At 61.2% G+C, this 15,891-nt stretch carries 14 protein-coding genes; 2 read left to right on the top strand and 12 right to left on the bottom strand.

The window, feature by feature from the left end:
- Positions 1–53: 53 nt before the first annotated feature.
- The gene (locus tag BACI9J_RS10955; RefSeq protein WP_328699796.1) at positions 54–1,394 is read right to left on the bottom strand and encodes an amino acid permease; all 1,341 of its coding nucleotides are present in this window, start codon (positions 1,392–1,394) and stop codon (positions 54–56) included.
- 295 nt (positions 1,395–1,689) lie between these two features.
- Between BACI9J_RS10955 and BACI9J_RS10950 the strand changes: the two genes are divergently transcribed.
- Both BACI9J_RS10950 and BACI9J_RS10945 read left to right on the top strand, forming a co-directional pair.
- Positions 1,690–2,637, top strand: coding sequence for a LysR family transcriptional regulator (locus BACI9J_RS10950; RefSeq protein WP_159734395.1), 948 nt, complete (start codon positions 1,690–1,692; stop codon positions 2,635–2,637).
- Positions 2,615–3,070, top strand: coding sequence for an Lrp/AsnC family transcriptional regulator (locus BACI9J_RS10945; RefSeq protein ID WP_159734394.1), 456 nt, complete (start codon positions 2,615–2,617; stop codon positions 3,068–3,070). Before BACI9J_RS10950 ends, BACI9J_RS10945 begins: the two co-directional genes overlap by 23 nt.
- Positions 3,071–3,166: 96 nt before the next feature.
- Here BACI9J_RS10945 and BACI9J_RS10940 read toward each other — a convergent pair whose 3' ends face one another.
- From BACI9J_RS10940 to BACI9J_RS10890, 11 genes are all read right to left on the bottom strand, one after another.
- A complete protein-coding gene (locus tag BACI9J_RS10940; protein WP_159734393.1) occupies positions 3,167–4,543 on the bottom strand; it encodes an aspartate ammonia-lyase in 1,377 nt (458 codons plus the stop codon).
- Positions 4,540–5,955 carry an aldehyde dehydrogenase family protein gene (locus BACI9J_RS10935; protein WP_159734392.1) on the bottom strand — a complete coding sequence of 472 codons (1,416 nt, stop codon included), beginning with the start codon at positions 5,953–5,955 and terminating at the stop codon, positions 4,540–4,542. The genes BACI9J_RS10940 and BACI9J_RS10935 overlap by 4 nt, the downstream gene beginning before the upstream one ends.
- On the bottom strand, positions 5,948–6,994 hold the full coding sequence (locus BACI9J_RS10930) for a homoserine dehydrogenase (protein WP_159734391.1): 1,047 nt from the start codon (positions 6,992–6,994) through the stop codon (positions 5,948–5,950). The genes BACI9J_RS10935 and BACI9J_RS10930 overlap by 8 nt, the downstream gene beginning before the upstream one ends.
- A 210-nt stretch (positions 6,995–7,204) precedes the next feature.
- The gene (locus tag BACI9J_RS10925) at positions 7,205–8,077 is read right to left on the bottom strand and encodes an EamA family transporter (protein ID WP_201296560.1); all 873 of its coding nucleotides are present in this window, start codon (positions 8,075–8,077) and stop codon (positions 7,205–7,207) included.
- A 158-nt stretch (positions 8,078–8,235) separates the two neighbouring features.
- Positions 8,236–9,009, bottom strand: a complete 774-nt coding sequence (locus BACI9J_RS10920) for an amino acid ABC transporter ATP-binding protein (RefSeq protein WP_159734389.1) — start codon at positions 9,007–9,009, stop codon at positions 8,236–8,238.
- Positions 9,006–9,995: an amino acid ABC transporter permease gene (locus tag BACI9J_RS10915; protein ID WP_159734388.1), complete on the bottom strand. Its 990-nt coding sequence runs from the start codon at positions 9,993–9,995 to the stop codon at positions 9,006–9,008. The genes BACI9J_RS10920 and BACI9J_RS10915 overlap by 4 nt, the downstream gene beginning before the upstream one ends.
- Positions 9,992–11,005: an ABC transporter substrate-binding protein gene (locus tag BACI9J_RS10910; protein ID WP_236558661.1), complete on the bottom strand. Its 1,014-nt coding sequence runs from the start codon at positions 11,003–11,005 to the stop codon at positions 9,992–9,994. The genes BACI9J_RS10915 and BACI9J_RS10910 overlap by 4 nt, the downstream gene beginning before the upstream one ends.
- A gap of 482 nt (positions 11,006–11,487) precedes the next feature.
- Entirely contained in the window at positions 11,488–12,510 is a 1,023-nt protein-coding gene (locus tag BACI9J_RS10905; protein ID WP_159734387.1) for a DUF808 domain-containing protein, read from the bottom strand.
- Positions 12,511–12,643: 133 nt separating this feature from the next.
- Positions 12,644–13,645 carry a fumarylacetoacetate hydrolase family protein gene (locus BACI9J_RS10900; RefSeq protein ID WP_159734386.1) on the bottom strand — a complete coding sequence of 334 codons (1,002 nt, stop codon included), beginning with the start codon at positions 13,643–13,645 and terminating at the stop codon, positions 12,644–12,646.
- A gap of 10 nt (positions 13,646–13,655) precedes the next feature.
- Positions 13,656–14,732, bottom strand: coding sequence for an amidohydrolase family protein (locus BACI9J_RS10895; RefSeq protein ID WP_159734385.1), 1,077 nt, complete (start codon positions 14,730–14,732; stop codon positions 13,656–13,658).
- Positions 14,729–15,853: an FAD-dependent monooxygenase gene (locus BACI9J_RS10890; RefSeq protein WP_159734384.1), complete on the bottom strand. Its 1,125-nt coding sequence runs from the start codon at positions 15,851–15,853 to the stop codon at positions 14,729–14,731. Before BACI9J_RS10890 ends, BACI9J_RS10895 begins: the two co-directional genes overlap by 4 nt.
- Positions 15,854–15,891 lie beyond the last annotated feature (38 nt).

The following is a 15,891-nucleotide window of genomic DNA, read 5'->3' as shown; positions in this document are numbered from 1 at the left end:
AATGCAGCATACTGCACTTGTAGTGCACTTTCAATCGATGCAGAAGGGGCTGCTCAGGCCACAGGAACTGGTTCGGCCTCATCTCGCTGGCGTAGCCGGGAGTGGCGAACTGAGTAAGTGAAGTAGAAGAGTGTCGCCAGCAGGAGCCATGCACCGAAAGCCATCAAGGTGATGGAGCGAAGATCCTTGATAATCCACAGGCATCCCAGGACGGAAAGAACGGGCACGGCCGGGTAGAACGGGACCTTGAACGGAGCGGGCTGATCGGGGTGCTGGGCGCGTCGGATCAACACGGCAAGTGCAACAACGATGAAAGCCACCAGTGTGCCAATGCTGGTCATTTCCGCCAGGAAATTAATGGGGAGCAGGCCCGCCAGCACGGCGACGGCGGACCCTGTGATGACCGTGCCGGCAACAGGTGTCCGGGTTCGGGCGTTGACACGGGAGAAGATCGGTGGAACCAGCCCGTCTGAGCTCATCGCGAAGAAGATGCGCGTCTGACCGTACAGCACCACCAAGGTGACGCTGAAAATGGACACGATGGCCGCCAAAGCGAGGACCGTGCCGGGCCAACTGGCGTTGGTCGCGGTCTGGAGAATGGCGGCCAGGCCCGCCTCCTGTCCTTCGAATGCCGAGGTCTCTTGCGCTCCGATGGCTACTACAGCGACGGTGATGTAAAGCGCCGTGACGACGCCGAGAGTGATCAAAATGGCCAAGGGTAGGGAGCGGGACGGGTTTTTGGCTTCGTTGCCCGCGGTGGAGACTGCATCGAGTCCAATGTAGGAGAAAAAGATGATGCCGGCGGCGCCAGTGATCCCGGCGATGCCCATAGGGGCGAAGTTGGAGAAGTGGTCCTGGTTCCAGCCGGTGGCACCGACCACGATGAACATCACCAGAACGGCCAGCTTGATCAGCACCATGGCGGCGTTGGCCTTGGCTGATTCATTGACTCCACGCACCAGCAGCAGCGTGCACATGGCCACCAGGACGATGGCGGGCAGGTTGACCATGCCCCCGGCTTCCGGAGCACTGGAAAGCGCTTCAGGGATACGGACCCCGAAGATGTTGTCCAAAGCCTGGTTCAGGTACTCCGACCAGCCCACCGCCACTGCCGCACCCGAGACGCCGTACTCCAGCAGAAGGCACGCTCCGACGGCGAGGGCGGGGAACTCCCCAACGGTTGCGTAAGCGTAGGAGTAGGACGAGCCGGACGCCGGGATGGCACTGGCCATCTCGGCGTAGCAGAGGGCTGTGAGCCCGGCGACGAGGGCTGCAATGACGAAGGACCAAATCACGGCCGGGCCGGCCACTGGTACAGCTTGGGAAAAGACGATGAAAATCCCTGTACCGACAGTCGCCCCAATACCCAGCATGGAGAGCTGAAAGGTTCCCATGCTGCGAGTAAGTGCGGGCTGTTCTGATTCATGGTGCATGCCGGGGTTCGTTTTGCGAAAGAGGATGTGAGGAAGTGGAGACATTTGAAGAAATTCCTAGCGTTGTTGCCAGACCTGGGTCTGCAGAGAAGTATGTTCGCCCTCACGAAGGGCGCATCTGTGAATCGCGCTCTTCGCAGAAGTGGTCACGCTGGGTCTCAGGCCGGGAGCCCTGCTGTGACGTGAACTCAATGTTAGGGAGCAAGAAACAGCAGGCCAATGGGATATGTTGTTACCAACGATTAAGGTAGGCCTTATGGATCCATATCAACTCAGTGTGTTGCGTGAGCTGGGTGATCATGGCAGTGTTGCCGCTACCGCCCGCGCTCTTGGGGTAAGTCCCTCGGCAGTCTCCCAGTCACTTGCCGCGCTGCAACGCAAGTTCAAAGCTCCCCTGACTCAGAAGCGGGGGAGATCCGTTGAACTCACGGACGCGGGCCAGGCCCTGGCAGTGGCTGCAATTGCCGTTTCCGAGGCTATTACCCGTGCCGAAGCTACGGTTGATGAGTTTGTTGGCGGCATTGATCGGACAGTGCGCGTCAGTGCTTTCCATAGTGCGGCCATGTCGTTTTTCCCTGGATTGGCTGCCTTGGAACATACGGAGGGATTCCCGGTGGTTGAATGTGTGGATGAGGACGTCGATCGCGTCTCATTCCCGGCCCTGACGGCCAGCTATGACATAGTGATCGCCCACCGAATGAGCCACACACCCCCCTGGCCCAGGGATAGGCTTGCCGTGTTGTCACTGTTGCGGGAACCCATGGATGTTGCCATGCACTCATCCCACGATCTGGCCATGAAGAAAACACTGAAACCCATGGACCTGGTGGGGACGACGTGGATTTCCACCCATGCCGGTTTCTCGCCGGCGGACATGCTTGACGCCGTGGCTGCTGCTGCCGGGTACCCAATGCGGGTTGTTCACAGAATCAATGACTTCAGCACAGCCGCCGCCATGGTGTCCGAAGGTGGACACTTGGCGTTGCTGCCCCGGCACACTGTGAGGATTCCCGCCTCGCAGGATGTGGTCCTGCGCCCCCTTGAAGACGTGCAAACAGTTCGTCACGTGGACATGCTGGTCCGACCCGAACGGGTGGTTCACCGAGCAGTCTCAGTTGTTATTGATGCCTTGCGCGGTATCGCCCAAACACACGTTCAAAACCCATCACTCAGGAGTGCTCATGCCAAAGAATCCACGCGATGAGATTGACGCGCAGATTCTTGCCGAACTTCGGCGAAACGCCCGCATCAGCCTGGCCCAACTCGGCGAGACCGTGCTGCTTTCACGTAATGCTGTAAGACAGCGCGTTGAACGTCTGGAACGGGATGGTTTCATTTATGGCTACACCATTCGGGAATCGGCAGGGGATGGGAATCCCACAGTCAACGCAGTGCTCCTGATTCAGCGCCACGACAGGATGAGGGGCGGTGACGTCATTGCCGGATTGCGGGCCATTCCGGAAATCACCACGTGCGACGTCGTAAGCGGGGAGCTTGATCTGATCGCCAGGGTAGAGGCGCCTGATGCGGCAAGGATCCAGGAAATCTGGCGACAGGTCTCCGAATTTCCCGGGGTCCGCGACACCACCACGGCCCTGTCCCTCTCCACCGTTATCGATCGGCAGTTGCCTCGGTAGAGCCAATAGAGTCCACCCGAATACGGAAGAGCCGGCGTTGCGAAACCATATGGTTCCGCAGCGCCGGCTCGGCTGCTCTCTTATGTGAGCATCGGGTCAGGTGATCATCAGCGACTGGACCTGCTCAGGCAGGAGCAAACCCTCGGACACGGCGAGGTCCATGACACTGCCCCCCGATGCAAGGGCGCGGTGGGCAAGTTCCGCCGCCACGGCATAGCCCAGCAACGGGAGCAGCGCAGTAGCCTGCCCCGTCGAAGCTCTGGCCCGGGACCGCAGCAAAGCCTCATTTGCCTCAATGCCATCCACGCAAAGGTCCCGCAATACATCGGTCCCGTTGGTCAGCCAGCTCAGTGATTGCAGCAGGGCGTGAGCGATCACCGGTTCAAAGGCGTTCAGTTGAAGCTGTCCATTGTCGGCAGCCATGGTGACTGTGAGGTCGGCCCCGGCCACGAAGAATGCAATCTGGTTGACCACCTCCGGGATCACCGGGTTGACCTTGCCGGGCATGATCGAGGAACCTGCCTGGCGAGGGGGCAGCCGGATCTCCGCCAGTCCTGTTTGTGGTCCGCTGGAGAGCAGCCGCAGGTCACTGCAGATTTTGGAGAGCTTGATGGCGGTGCGTTTGAGTGCACCTGAGAACGTCATGAAGGCGCCGGTGTCCCACGTGGCCTCAACAAAGTCGTGTGCGCGGAACAGTTGCACCCCGCTCACGGCCGAGAGTTGGTCGATGACGCGCTCAACATAAAGTGGTTCGGCCGTGATGCCGGTTCCGATCGCTGTGGCACCCAGGCTGCATTCCCGCAGCAGGGCGGCCGCTTCGCGCAACCGCCGTTGGTCTTCCTCCAGCGTCACGGAGAACGCGGTGAACTCCTGGCCGAGGGTCATCGGCACCGCATCCTGCAACTGCGTCCGGCCAACCTTCGGGATGGTTGAGAACGCCTGGCCCCGTTCGGCAAACGCTGCCGAAAGCAGTGCCAGGCGCTCCAGCAGGTCTTCCAGCGCAAACACCAGAGCCAAACGCACCGCGGTCGGGTAGACGTCGTTGGTGGACTGGCACTTGTTGACATGACCGATCGGATCAACCACATCGTAGGAGCCACGGGCATAACCCAGGGCATCCAGGGCAAGGTTGGCGATCACCTCATTGGCGTTCATGTTGGTCGATGTTCCGGCGCCGCCTTGGATGACATCCACCGGGAAAGCGTGGTCAACGTCTCCCGAGGCCACGGTGTCACAGGCTGCAACGATGGCGTGGCCAATGCCTGCCGGGATGAGGCCCAGCTCGGTGTTGGTCAGCGCCGCCGCCTTCTTCACGAACGCGAGGGCTCGGACCAGATGCCTATGGGTTCCCAGCTGAATACCGCTGATGGGGAAGTTGAGGATGGCCCGCTCGGTGTGGATTCCCCACAGTGCGGACTTCGGGACGGCCATGGAGCCCAGGCTGTCCTGTTCAATTCTTACTCCTGTGTTCATGAGGTGATCGCGATGACTTTGGGCTGGGTCATTTCCTCGTAGGCGAAGTGGACCCCTTCGCGGCCCATGCTGCCGTACTTGGAACCACCGAAAGGCATTGCGTCATGTCGATAGTCCGAGGAGTCGTTGATCATCACTCCGCCCGCGTCGATCGCCTTGGCGGTGGCCAAGGCCCGGCCCAGGTCCTTGGTGAACACTCCGGCCTGCAAGGCGTATTCGCTGTCATTGGCCAGTTCGATGGCTTCCTCAGCGGTGTCGAACGGTTCCACCAAAACTACGGGGGCGAACAGTTCCTCGCTCCAAGCCTCGCAAGTGCGGGGCACCGAGGTGAGCACGGCGGGTGTGAGGACCGGCCCGTTGAGGGTTCCTCCGGTGAGGAGTTGAGCCCCGGCAGCCACGGCGTCATCGATCTTTCGTTTCGCTTCGGCGGCGGAGTCATGACTGATCATTGGTCCGACGTCGGTTTGTTCGTTGCGGGGGTCACCGGACTTCAAAGCCGCGGTTTGGGCGACGAAGTCCTGCACGAAGGCATCAAATACGGGTCGTTGGACAAGGACGCGTTGGGCGCCGATGCAGTTCTGTCCCGCTGCCCAAAAAGAACCGGAAACGCAGGCTTCGACGGCGGCGGTAAGGTCTGCGTCATCGAAGACGATGACCGGCGCATTGCCGCCGAGTTCCATGGACAGGCGTTTGATGCCGGCGTTCGCTGCAATCGCACGGCCAGTGGCAAAACCTCCGGTGAAGGACACCATGCGGACCAGCTTGGAGGAAATGATGGTTTGCGCGATGGTGCGGTCACCCAGGACTACGGTGACGAACTCCGCAGGCAGGCCGGCCTCACGCAGCAGGTCCACCAAGAGGATGGCCGTGAGCGGAGTCAGCTGGGAGGGTTTCAGGATGACGGTATTGCCGCCGGCAATGGCCGGGCCAAGCTTGTGAGCCACCAGGTTCAATGCGTCGTTGTACGGGGTGATGGCGGCAATGAGTCCCAGCGGCTCCCGGGTGAACCATCCCTGGCGGTTCTCGGAACCTGCGAAGGAATCGAACGGGACTACTTCCCCGACGTTGCGGCGGGTTTCCGCTGCGGAGAGTTTAAGGGTGTTCACCGCGCGGGAAACTTCTTTGCGGGCCTGCTTGATGGTCTTGCCGGCTTCGGCAACGATGAGTTCCGCCACTTTTTGGGACCGCTCCTGAAGAAGGTCCGCGGCCGTGTCCAGAATCCGGCCGCGTTCGTGGCGCGGCATGGCTGCAGCGTTGGGGGCGGCCGCGGCTGCGCGGATGAGCTCTACGCGCACGTCCGCCTCTGTGCATTGGCCCAGTGTGGCCAGGATGGTGCCGTCAAACTTGTTGCGCACCACCAGCTCGTTGATGGTGGCTGCGCTCTTTGTCTCGATGATGGCTGTTTCAGGCACGGACGGCTCCTTTGACGAATTCGTCCACGGAGATGATGTCGGAAATGAGGGCGTAGGCAGTCTCGACGCGGCCGGCACCCGGACCGGAAACGGTGACCGCCCCGAGCAGGTCGGTGGTGAAGGACACGGCGTTGGTGGCACCGGAAATGCCGGCCAGCGGGTGATCAGCCTGGAGTGCGACGGGCCGAACGGCGGCAACAATGCTGCCATCACTCTCACGGCGGGCCTCACCAATGAGCTTCCAGCGGAGGCCGTTTGCCAAGGCCTGGGCAACGTCATCACTGGTGATGTCCTGAATGCCCGTGGTTTTCACGTCATTGGGGTCAATGTTGGCGCCGAGAAGTTCGTTGGCCAGGATGGCCACCTTCAATCGAACGTCGGAACCGCCAATGTCAGCGGTGGGGTCTGCTTCGGCGTATCCCAGATCCTGGGCTTCGGCGATGGCCTCGTCCAGTCGCAAGCCAGCCTCCATCCGCCCCAGCACATAGTTGCTGGTGCCGTTCAGGATGCCCTGAACAGCGCTCAATTCCAGACCTCCGAGCATTTTGTGCGCAAGACGGATCACGGGGGTGCCGCTCATGACGGCGCCTTCGTACTCGAAGCGGACGCCGTTGCTTGCGGCCAGCTTGCTCAGTTCCGGGCCTCGGAGAGCGACGGGCCCCTTGTTGGTGGTCACGACGTGCTTGCCGGATTCGATGGCCCACTTCACGTGCGAAACGGCAGGTTCGCCGTCGACCGGGCTTGTGAAGGTCGCTTCGACGACGACGTCGGCCGGGCTGTTCTTGATGACGTCTTCGTTGCGGGGGTCGGAGCTGCCGCCCGGGAGCCCGTCGAACGAAGATCCGCGGGGCATGGCCAGGACAGCGGCAAGGTCGATGCCGTCGCCTTGAACCAGAGAGCCAAAGGCGAGGTCGGTGATGGCTACGACGCGGAGCTCGAATCCGAGGGATGCGAAGCGCTGGGGCTCATCACGGATGAGTTCGGCCAAGGCGCGGTTGACGCCTCCGAAACCGATCAGGGCCAGGTTGTAAGTAGTCACTTCGATCTCCTTGGTAGGGCGGTAATGCTGTTCTTTAAGCCTCGGTCCAGGGAGTGTCAGTCTCCTAGGTACAAATGGCTCGTTGGAGATGCCGAAACGCCCAAAAATGCGGGCAGTTCGTTCCTATCCGGCACAGGGCAGACCGGCACTATTGCAGCAAAGCAAAAAAGCGGCCTTCCACTGTGGAAAGTGGAAGGCCGCTGGTGGGCTCTAACCCGGCGTGGTGCTACCAGCCGTGTTAGCGGTGCCGCAAGAGGTAGGGGAAGGGGGCTCAGGTGGGAAGGACTGTTTTTGGCGGCGCCCTCCGCGCTGTGCCGCTGCGCCAGCGAAGACCACCAGCACTATTCCCAGGAGCTGGAGAGCCGAAGGTGACTGTGAAAGCACGATCATGCCGAGCAGGAGGCCGATGGCCGGTTCCAAGGCCAGGAGGGTGCCGAAGGCTGTGTGCGTCATTGAACGTAGTGCCCGCATTTCCATGATGTAAGGCAGCACTGGAATCAGTACAGCAAGGGCGGCTGCGACGCCCACCAGTTCCCAGGTGAGGTGTCCGAAAGCCTGCGGCAGCCCGAATGGTGTTACCACCAGGGCGGCTATGGGGATTGTCAGCGCAAGGGCGCCGATTCCGCTGAAACGATCCCCCACTTTTTGGGTCAACAGGACGTACGCTGCCCACCCGATAGCGCCCAAGGCGGCGAAGCCGACGCCGATCAGGTCCACTTGACCGGCCCAAGGCTCGGTGAGCAGGAGGACTCCTGCCAGTGCGGTTGCCGGGAGGAGCAATGAGCGGGCTCCCTGCCCTCGAAGGGCGGCGACGCTGAGCGGTCCAAGGAACTCAATGGCTACAGCGGTGCCGAGTGGAAGGCGTTCCATGGCGGCGAGGAATGTCACCGACATGATGCCAACGGCGATCCCGAGGCCGAGAACTGCCGGGGCGTCACGAAGCCCCAGGGACTTCAGCGGCGGACGGGCCAGGAGGAGGAGGATGAGCGCGCCCATGCTGAGCCGGAGCCAGGCCGTGCCGATGGGCCCCAGAGCGGGCATCAACCCTGCGGACAGAGCGGAGCCCAGTTGGATGGAAAACATGGCTGCTACGGTCAGCGCCCATGGTGGGACCGTGGGTTTTGTGGTTCTCAATGCTGGTTTCCCTCCCGGGCGTCCGCTGCTTGTCCAGGACGTTCAGGATGAATAGTCCATAGAGGCATCATACTGCACTTTTAGTGCACAGTTGCGGTGGGCGACGTTTACAGGACTTTGCTGAAGAAGCTTTTAGTCCGTTCGTGCCGGGGGTTTGCTATCAGCTCGCGGGGATTGCCCGACTCCACAACGACTCCGCCGTCCATGAACGTCAGAGTGTCTCCCACCTCCCGCGCGAAACCGATCTCGTGCGTCACTACGATCATGGTCATGCCCGATTTCGCGAGGTCTTTCATGACATCCAGGACGTCTCCCACCAGTTCGGGGTCCAGCGCCGACGTTGGTTCGTCGAAGAGCATGAGCTGAGGATCCATGGCGAGGGCACGGGCAATGGCAATCCGCTGTTGTTGGCCGCCGGAGAGCTGCGCGGGGTAGTAGTCGGCCCGATGAGCGAGCCCAACCCGGTCGAGAAGTTCCTGGGCGCGCCGTTTGGCAGGAACTTTTTCGAGCCCCCGGACTTGGATGGGTGCCTCGATGATGTTCTCCAAGGCGGTCTTGTGGCCGAAGAGGTTGAACCGCTGGAAAACCATGCCGATGTTCCGGCGTTGGCGGGCAACGTCCTTGAGATGAAGCTCGTGGAGTTTTCCATCCTGTTCCCGGTATCCGATGAGTTCCCCGTTGACGCGAATCCGGCCGGCACTAATGCTCTCCAGATGGTTGATGCAGCGAAGGAGCGTTGACTTCCCTGACCCTGAGGGGCCGATCAGGACTGCGACTTCACCTTCTTTGACGCTCATGTCGATTCCACTCAGGACGTGATGGTCCCCAAAGTACTTGTGGACTCCTTCGATCCTGACCAGATCGTCCGCAGAAGCGGTCATCGGCCACCCTCCTCTCCGGTCGGTGCTGCATTCGGGGTCTTGATGGGGTCCGGGTTGACGCTTGCGCCGGCCGCCTGGAGGGCCGCCGGGTTGACGGTGATGCGAGTGGAAATATCGACGCCTTTTCCGTAGTGCTTCTCGATAAAGTGCTGGCCCACCATCAGGATGCTGGTGACCACCAGATACCAGAATGCCGCCACGATGAGCAACGGGATGGGGAGGTAGCTTCTGTTGGCAAGGGTGTTGGTGACAAAGGTCAGATCCAAGGTGAACGGAACGGCGAGCACCAAGGAGGTTGTCTTGAGCATTCCAATGGTTTCATTGCCGGTTGGGGGAACGATGATGCGCATTGCTTGCGGAAGGACAATGCGCCACATGATTTTGGTGCCACGCATGCCCAGGGCTTCGGCGGCTTCAATCTGTCCCTTATCCACAGACTTCAGGCCGGCGCGGAAGATCTCTGCCAGGTAGGCCGATTCGTTCAGGGCGAGGCCAAGAACGGCAGCCCAGAAAGCGTTCAGCAGGTCTTGGGTTGTCAGGCTGAGCAGTTCCGGACCGAAGGGAAGGCCAAGGGTGATTTTGGGGTAAAGGACGGCTACCAATCCCCAAAAGATCAACTGGGTGTAAACAGGGGTGCCCCGGAAGAACCAGACCCAGAACCAGCTTGACCACCGGTAGATGGGGTTCTCTGACTGGCGCATGAAGGCCAGCAAGATCGCCAGGGTCACCGCAATGGCCATGGAGAGAACGGTGAGTAACAGGGTCCAACCGACGCCGCGGATAACGTTTTCGTCGAGGACGTACAGGCCGAAGGTATCCCAGTGGAAGTTGGGGTTGGTGGCCAGGCTTTGGATGCCGACGGCGGCCACGAGGACAATGATGGCGGCTCCCACCCAGCGGCCGGGGTGGCGGACAGGAATCGCCTTGATCAGCTCCGGTGAAGTGTCGCTGTGCGTGATTCCGGGTGGGTTGGCGGTAAGGCTCATGACTTCACCGCAGGGTTGACTTCGGGGCTGGTAATGGCGCCGTCGGAGTTGTTCCAGGAATCCAGGATGCGCTGATAGCTACCATCGGCTATCAGCTTCGCCACCACTTTTTGGACAAGTTCAGCCAGTGCCGTGTCATTCTTCGGGACAGCGATTCCCACCGGGGAGGTGTTGTAGACGCCTCCGGCCTTCTCTACGGCTCCGCCAGTCTGCTGGACGGCGTAACCGATCAAGGTTGATTCGGCAATCATGGCGTCGAGGCTTCCATTGACCAAGCGTGTAGTGACATCCGTCTGGTTCTTCAGGGTGACGATATTGATGGGTTGTTTACCCGCTTTGATACATTCTTCGTTGCGGTTCTTGAGGTCCGGATCTTCCTGGGTTGTTCCGGTCTGGACTCCCACGGATTTTCCGCAGACGTCATCGGGGGAGAACTTTTTGGGGTTGCCCTTCCGGACGGCCCAGGTTGTTCCGGCGTTGAGGTAGCTGACGAAGTTGACGGCTTCGAGCCTCTCATTGGTGATGCTGAAGGAACTGATTCCGAGATCGTATTTGGGGCCGAGGGCGGGAAGGATTCCTGTGAATTCTGCCGTCTGGACGTCCACTTTCAGATCCAGGGTTGCGCCGATGGCCTTTGCCAGATCTACTCCGTATCCCATGGGAGTGCGGTTATCGGCACCACCGAGGAACTCAGCCGGAGCGTACGTTGTGTCGGAACCAATAATCAAGGTGCCCTTGGACTTGATAGCCGCCGGGACCTGGGACGCGAGCGTTTGATCCGGGGTGACGCTGGCCGCGTCAAACGTGGAATTGGACGAACCGGACGGTGCGGGGCCGGCAGCTGACCCGGACGCATTTGTGCACGCTGATAAAGCAAGGACGCAGGTGGTCAGGATGATCGCACCCTTTACGAACGTCCCCGGGCCGCGTCCGGCGGGTCTGACCATGGAGCCCCGACGTCTTGTTGGGGGAACCTGATGACTTGTTGGCGTGCTCTTTGATTCAGACATGCTGTCTCCTGGTGATGATGGTGCGCCGACGCGGGCGAAAGATGCGGGGGCTGCGCATGTCGAGTTTCTGCAGCGCAGCACGGCTCGGCATGGGCTTGCGGGAAGGAATTGCGCTGCCCGAAGGCAGGGCAGGGCCGACTGTTGCCGGGACGGAGATTCGGGAAGAGGGTCTGCTCTCCGGTTGATCTCCATGTCGCAGGGACCTTGGGTGGTGTAAGTGCGATGGGTCAATGCTATGGATCACAACACAAGACACCAACGGTCTATATCCGAATCAACGGTTAAGGTTGGACTTACGGGATTGCCTGCCGGCAAAGATGGCACAGAAGGGATTCAATCCGCGGCCTTATCAGGATGCGCACGTAGATGGGCGCGGCCATTTCATGACAAGGGCAGGGCGGGGCGCGCCCCACCCTGCCCTGATCGTTTTATTGTGTTGACGGCGTGACGTTGCTCGAGATTACGGCGTCGTGAGTAGCCCCTTAGGAGACAGGATCGTCGCTGTGTTTCGGGGGCTTATGGCCGGAGATCGCGGCGCGGAGGTCCCCTTCTTCGTGCCCTTCCTCCTTCTTGCTAAACGGCAGCACCTTGAGCAGCGGGTGCAGGATGAGCATGATGACCAGGCCCCAGACAACGCCCAGGATTGCCGAGCACAGGGTGTTCACCAGCCAGGCGAGGAAGCCGCCCACCACGGGGACCCCGGCGAAGGGCGTCTCAAGAATGTGCACGAGGTCGTAAGGGGCGTGCCAGCCGAGGTCGTGAGCACCCTGCAGCATGATGTGACCACCAACCCACAGCATGGCGATGGTACCGATGAAGGTGATGGCAGCCAGCACAGCCGGCATTCCTTTGACGAGCAGGCGGCCGAAGCGCTGGGAGCCCGCGGAGTCTTTGGCGGTCAGGTGCAGTCCGATGTCGTCCATTTTCACGATGAGCCCCACCGCGCCGTAAACGAGAACTGTGATCACGATTGCGACGACCACCAGGATGAACGCCCTCACCCACAAAGACTCAGTTGCTACCTCGTTCATGGCGATGACCATGATCTCGCAGGACAGGATGAAATCGGTGGTGATGGCGCCCTTGGTTACTTTGGCTTCGGCTTCGGGGCCGCGCTGGACCGCCGGCGCCGCCCCGTGCGAGGAGTGGCCGCGCAGTTTGTGCCAGACCTTTTCTGCGCCCTCGTAGCAGAGGTAGGTGCCGCCCAACATGAGAATAAAAGGTATGACGCCGGAGATAAAGGCGCTGACCAGCAGCAGCGCCGGGAGGATGATCACCAGTTTGTTCCGCAGTGAGCCCCAAAAGATCCGTTTGATCATGGGCAGTTCGCGGGACGGGTCTGCCCCGGACACGTACTGCGGAGTCACAGCGGCGTCATCAATGACCACTCCGGCGGCTTTGGCCCCGGCCTTGGCGGCACCGGCGGCAATGTCATCCACAGATGCAGCCGCAATGCGGGCCAAAGCTGCCACATCATCCAAAAGCGCTACCAGACCGCCGCTCACAGAACCGCCCCGGCCTGCTCATGGGTGGACGGCAGGGAATGGCTATCTGGGTAGAAACGCGAAATTGGCATGTTCGGATTATATGTTGACGTCCCAAAGCCCAGACAGGCGAAACGCTCGCCCCGGGACAAACTCAGCCCTGGGTACCAGTAACCATGGAAACAGTACGGTTCCGGGGGCGGTTCCGCGCGCCGACCCTGGTGACGGCTTCCCGCCGCCCACCCACGGTGTTCTCGATGCTGCCGATTCCCTCTACGTTCAAGCGAACAACGTCGCCGGTCTGCAGCGGTGGGGGAGTCCTGGCACCGTTCCGTCCCCAGAGTTCGGCCAGGCAGCCGCTGCCGCACGTCCCTGAGCCAAGCACATCGCCCGGACGCACTACCGAGTCCTGGGATGCGTAGGCCACCAGCTCACCGAACGGCCAGCCCATGTTGGACAGCAGATCCTGACCAATGGGCCGCCCGTTGACTTCCACTGACATGGAGATGGGGAGGAAGCCTTCCTGATCGTGCAGGTGCTCGAACTCATCAGCCGTGACGATCCAGGGTCCCAAAGTGTTTGCGAAGTCTTTGCCTTTGCACGGACCCAGGCTCACTTTCATCTCGCGGCGCTGAAGATCCCTGGCAGACCAGTCGTTGAGCACGGTGTAGCCAAAGATGTGCCGGTGGGCCTCCGCGGCGGACAAGTTGCTGCCGTCACTTCCGGGTACATGCCCGACGACGGCGGCCACCTCGGTTTCGAAGTCCAGTTCGCTGCATCCGGCCGGAATACCAATCACCTCGCCGGTGCTTGTCACAGTATGCGGGTTGGTGAAATAGAACGTGGGTGCCTCGTACCATTCGGCAACCACTCCGGCCACGCCGTCTATGCTCTTCCTGACGCCTTCCACATGCTCTTCGAATGCCACGAAGTCCCTGATGGTGGCCGGTATGAGCGGGGCCAGCAGCTGCACCTCGGCCAGCGGAACCGCAGGTACCGTCCGAAAAGTTTCCGAGGCGATCTCCAGAGTGGCCACAAGCCCGAGTCCCAAGAGGTGATTCGTGGATTGTCCCTGGGGCAAGGCAAAGCAACTGCTGTCGTGCACGAACCCGGAGTACGTACCGCCGTCGTAATTCCAGCGGGCAATCTTGACCATGTGTTTTTCCTTAGACTGTGGATCTGGCGGCCGGCGCAGCCGCAGCGGTGATGCCCAGAGTGGCAGCATTCCCGTTAAGAACCTTGGCGGCATCGGCTGAGCTGAGCCCCGCTGCATGGACCTCCCCGACTGGATCCTCGGAGCCCATGTCGAAGGGATAGTCCGAGCCAAGCAGCACTTGTCCGGGCCCTGCAGCTTCCAGGAGACCACGCAGTTCGCGGGGGCTGTGGACCAGAGAGTCGAAGAAGATGCGCTGAAGGTAGGACGACGGCGGTTCGGCGCACCGCTGAGCCTCGGGGCGCACCTTCCAGGCGCGATCTGACCTTCCTATGGTTGTTGGCAGGTAGCCGCCCCCATGGACGGCAAGGACCTTGAGGTCCGGGTGGCGGTCAAGCACCCCGCTGAAAATGAAGTGCGACAGTGCCACCGCGTTCTCGGCGGGCTGGGAGACAGTATTGGCCAAGTAAAAGCGGTCCAATCGTTCGTCCAGGGAACAGCCGAAGGGATGCAGGAACACGATTGCGCCCAGTTCTACGGCCCGGCCCCAGAAAGGTTCCAAGCGCGGGTCTGAGAGTTCAACAGTGCTGCGCTCAGGGTCGCCGGTTGTGGCTGCGAAGGAACCGATCTCCACACCCAACAAGCCGCACTCAAGAACCGCGTGTTCCAAGGCTTCAACCATGAGCGCCGGGTGTTGCAAGGGAACCAATCCCAGCCCATTCAGCCGTTCGGGTGCTTGCTGCACAAGATCGCGGACAGCCTGGTTGGCCTGCCTGGCAAGCTGCATTGCCAGCTCTTCATCGGCAAAATAGTAGTAGTGCGACGGTGAGGGCGACACCAGTTGGACGTCCACTCCCTGGGAATCCATATCCGCCAGGCGACGATCAAGATCTGTGAGCTGCGGCCACCTTTCCTTGATCATAAGGCCGGAGTTCGCCATGGATTCGCCTCCGTTGCGCCGGACCTCCAAAGCCTGCAGCTCTGCGAATCCTCCAGGATCAGCCGTGGCCACCACCTGCTGCAGTGCAGGAATCAGAACATGGGCGTGGACATCCACTGTGGGGTTTTGGGTTGTGTCAATGTGGTTCATGCGGGTTCCTTGAGCATGGTGGAGAGCGAGTTCATCAGGCCCGGAACATCTGCATCCCGGACGCCGTCCAGCATCCACTGCCCCAACTGCACGGAAGCCCGGACTACGGCTGTTGCCCTTTCGCTGCGACGGTCCGCGAACTCCTTCCAGAGGGTCTCGGTAACGTGGTCTGCGGCGATCAGCAGTTCCGCAAGAACCGCGCCGTCTTCCAAAGCCATGGCCGCGCCTTGTGCCACCGTCGGCGGGCAACTGTGGGCGGCGTCGCCGATGATGACGGTACGCCCGCGGTTCCAGGGCCCTTCCACCAGGTGTGAGGTAAACCAGGTGTAGTTGATGCGGGCGCCGTGATCCAGGTTGGAGCGGATGTCCTTCCAGGGGCCTCCGTAGGCAGCGGCGAGATCAGCCATCACCTTGGGACCGTCTTCATGATTGCGTTCCTGCGCCTTCTCTACGAGATAGGCATAGATGGTGTCCGGGCCGGTGGGGCAGTAACCGGCAATGAAACACGGCCCTCCGTAGGTGAGGTCTGTTCTGACCACTTCCTCCGGCCGCTCCACGAATGCGCGCCAAATTCCCATACCTGTGGGCTTGGGCGCCTCTTCGATGCCGATTGCTTTGCGGACTGTGGAATTGAGTCCGTCCGCGCCGATCAGGAGGTCGTAGGCGGAGGTGCCGCCGTCGCTGGTGCGGACGGTGACACTGCCGCCGTCGTCAGCTATCTCCGTGACCGCCTGGCCGTAAGTGATGCGGGCACCTGCCGCCAAGGCGCGGTCCCGCAGGATGGCAGTCAGGTCCGGCCGGTACATGCCCAGGGTTGCGGGGAGATCGTCACCACCGGTCCGGATGTCATTCAGGACGGCGATCACAGTTCCTGCGGGATCCGGGGCGCGAAGGCCCAGTGTGCTGAACGCGTACCCTTTCGCCTCCACCTGTTCCCAGACACCCAGATGGCGCAGGATGCGCAGGGCATTGCCTTGCAAAGTGATGCCGGAGCCAAGGGTTTGCGGCTCGGCGGCCTTCTCCAGGACCTCCACCTCGATCCCGGCATCGGCCAGGAGGATCGCTGCAGTGAGTCCTGCAGCTCCCGCTCCGACGATTCCGACCTTCTGTACTGCTGCCATCTTTGACTCCTTTGTGGTGACGGCCATACTGCCTATTG

Origin of the sequence: Arthrobacter sp. 9V (genome assembly GCF_902506065.1) — a bacterium.
Lineage (GTDB): Bacteria > Actinomycetota > Actinomycetes > Actinomycetales > Micrococcaceae > Arthrobacter.
This window is presented reverse-complemented; position numbering and strand designations above follow the sequence as displayed.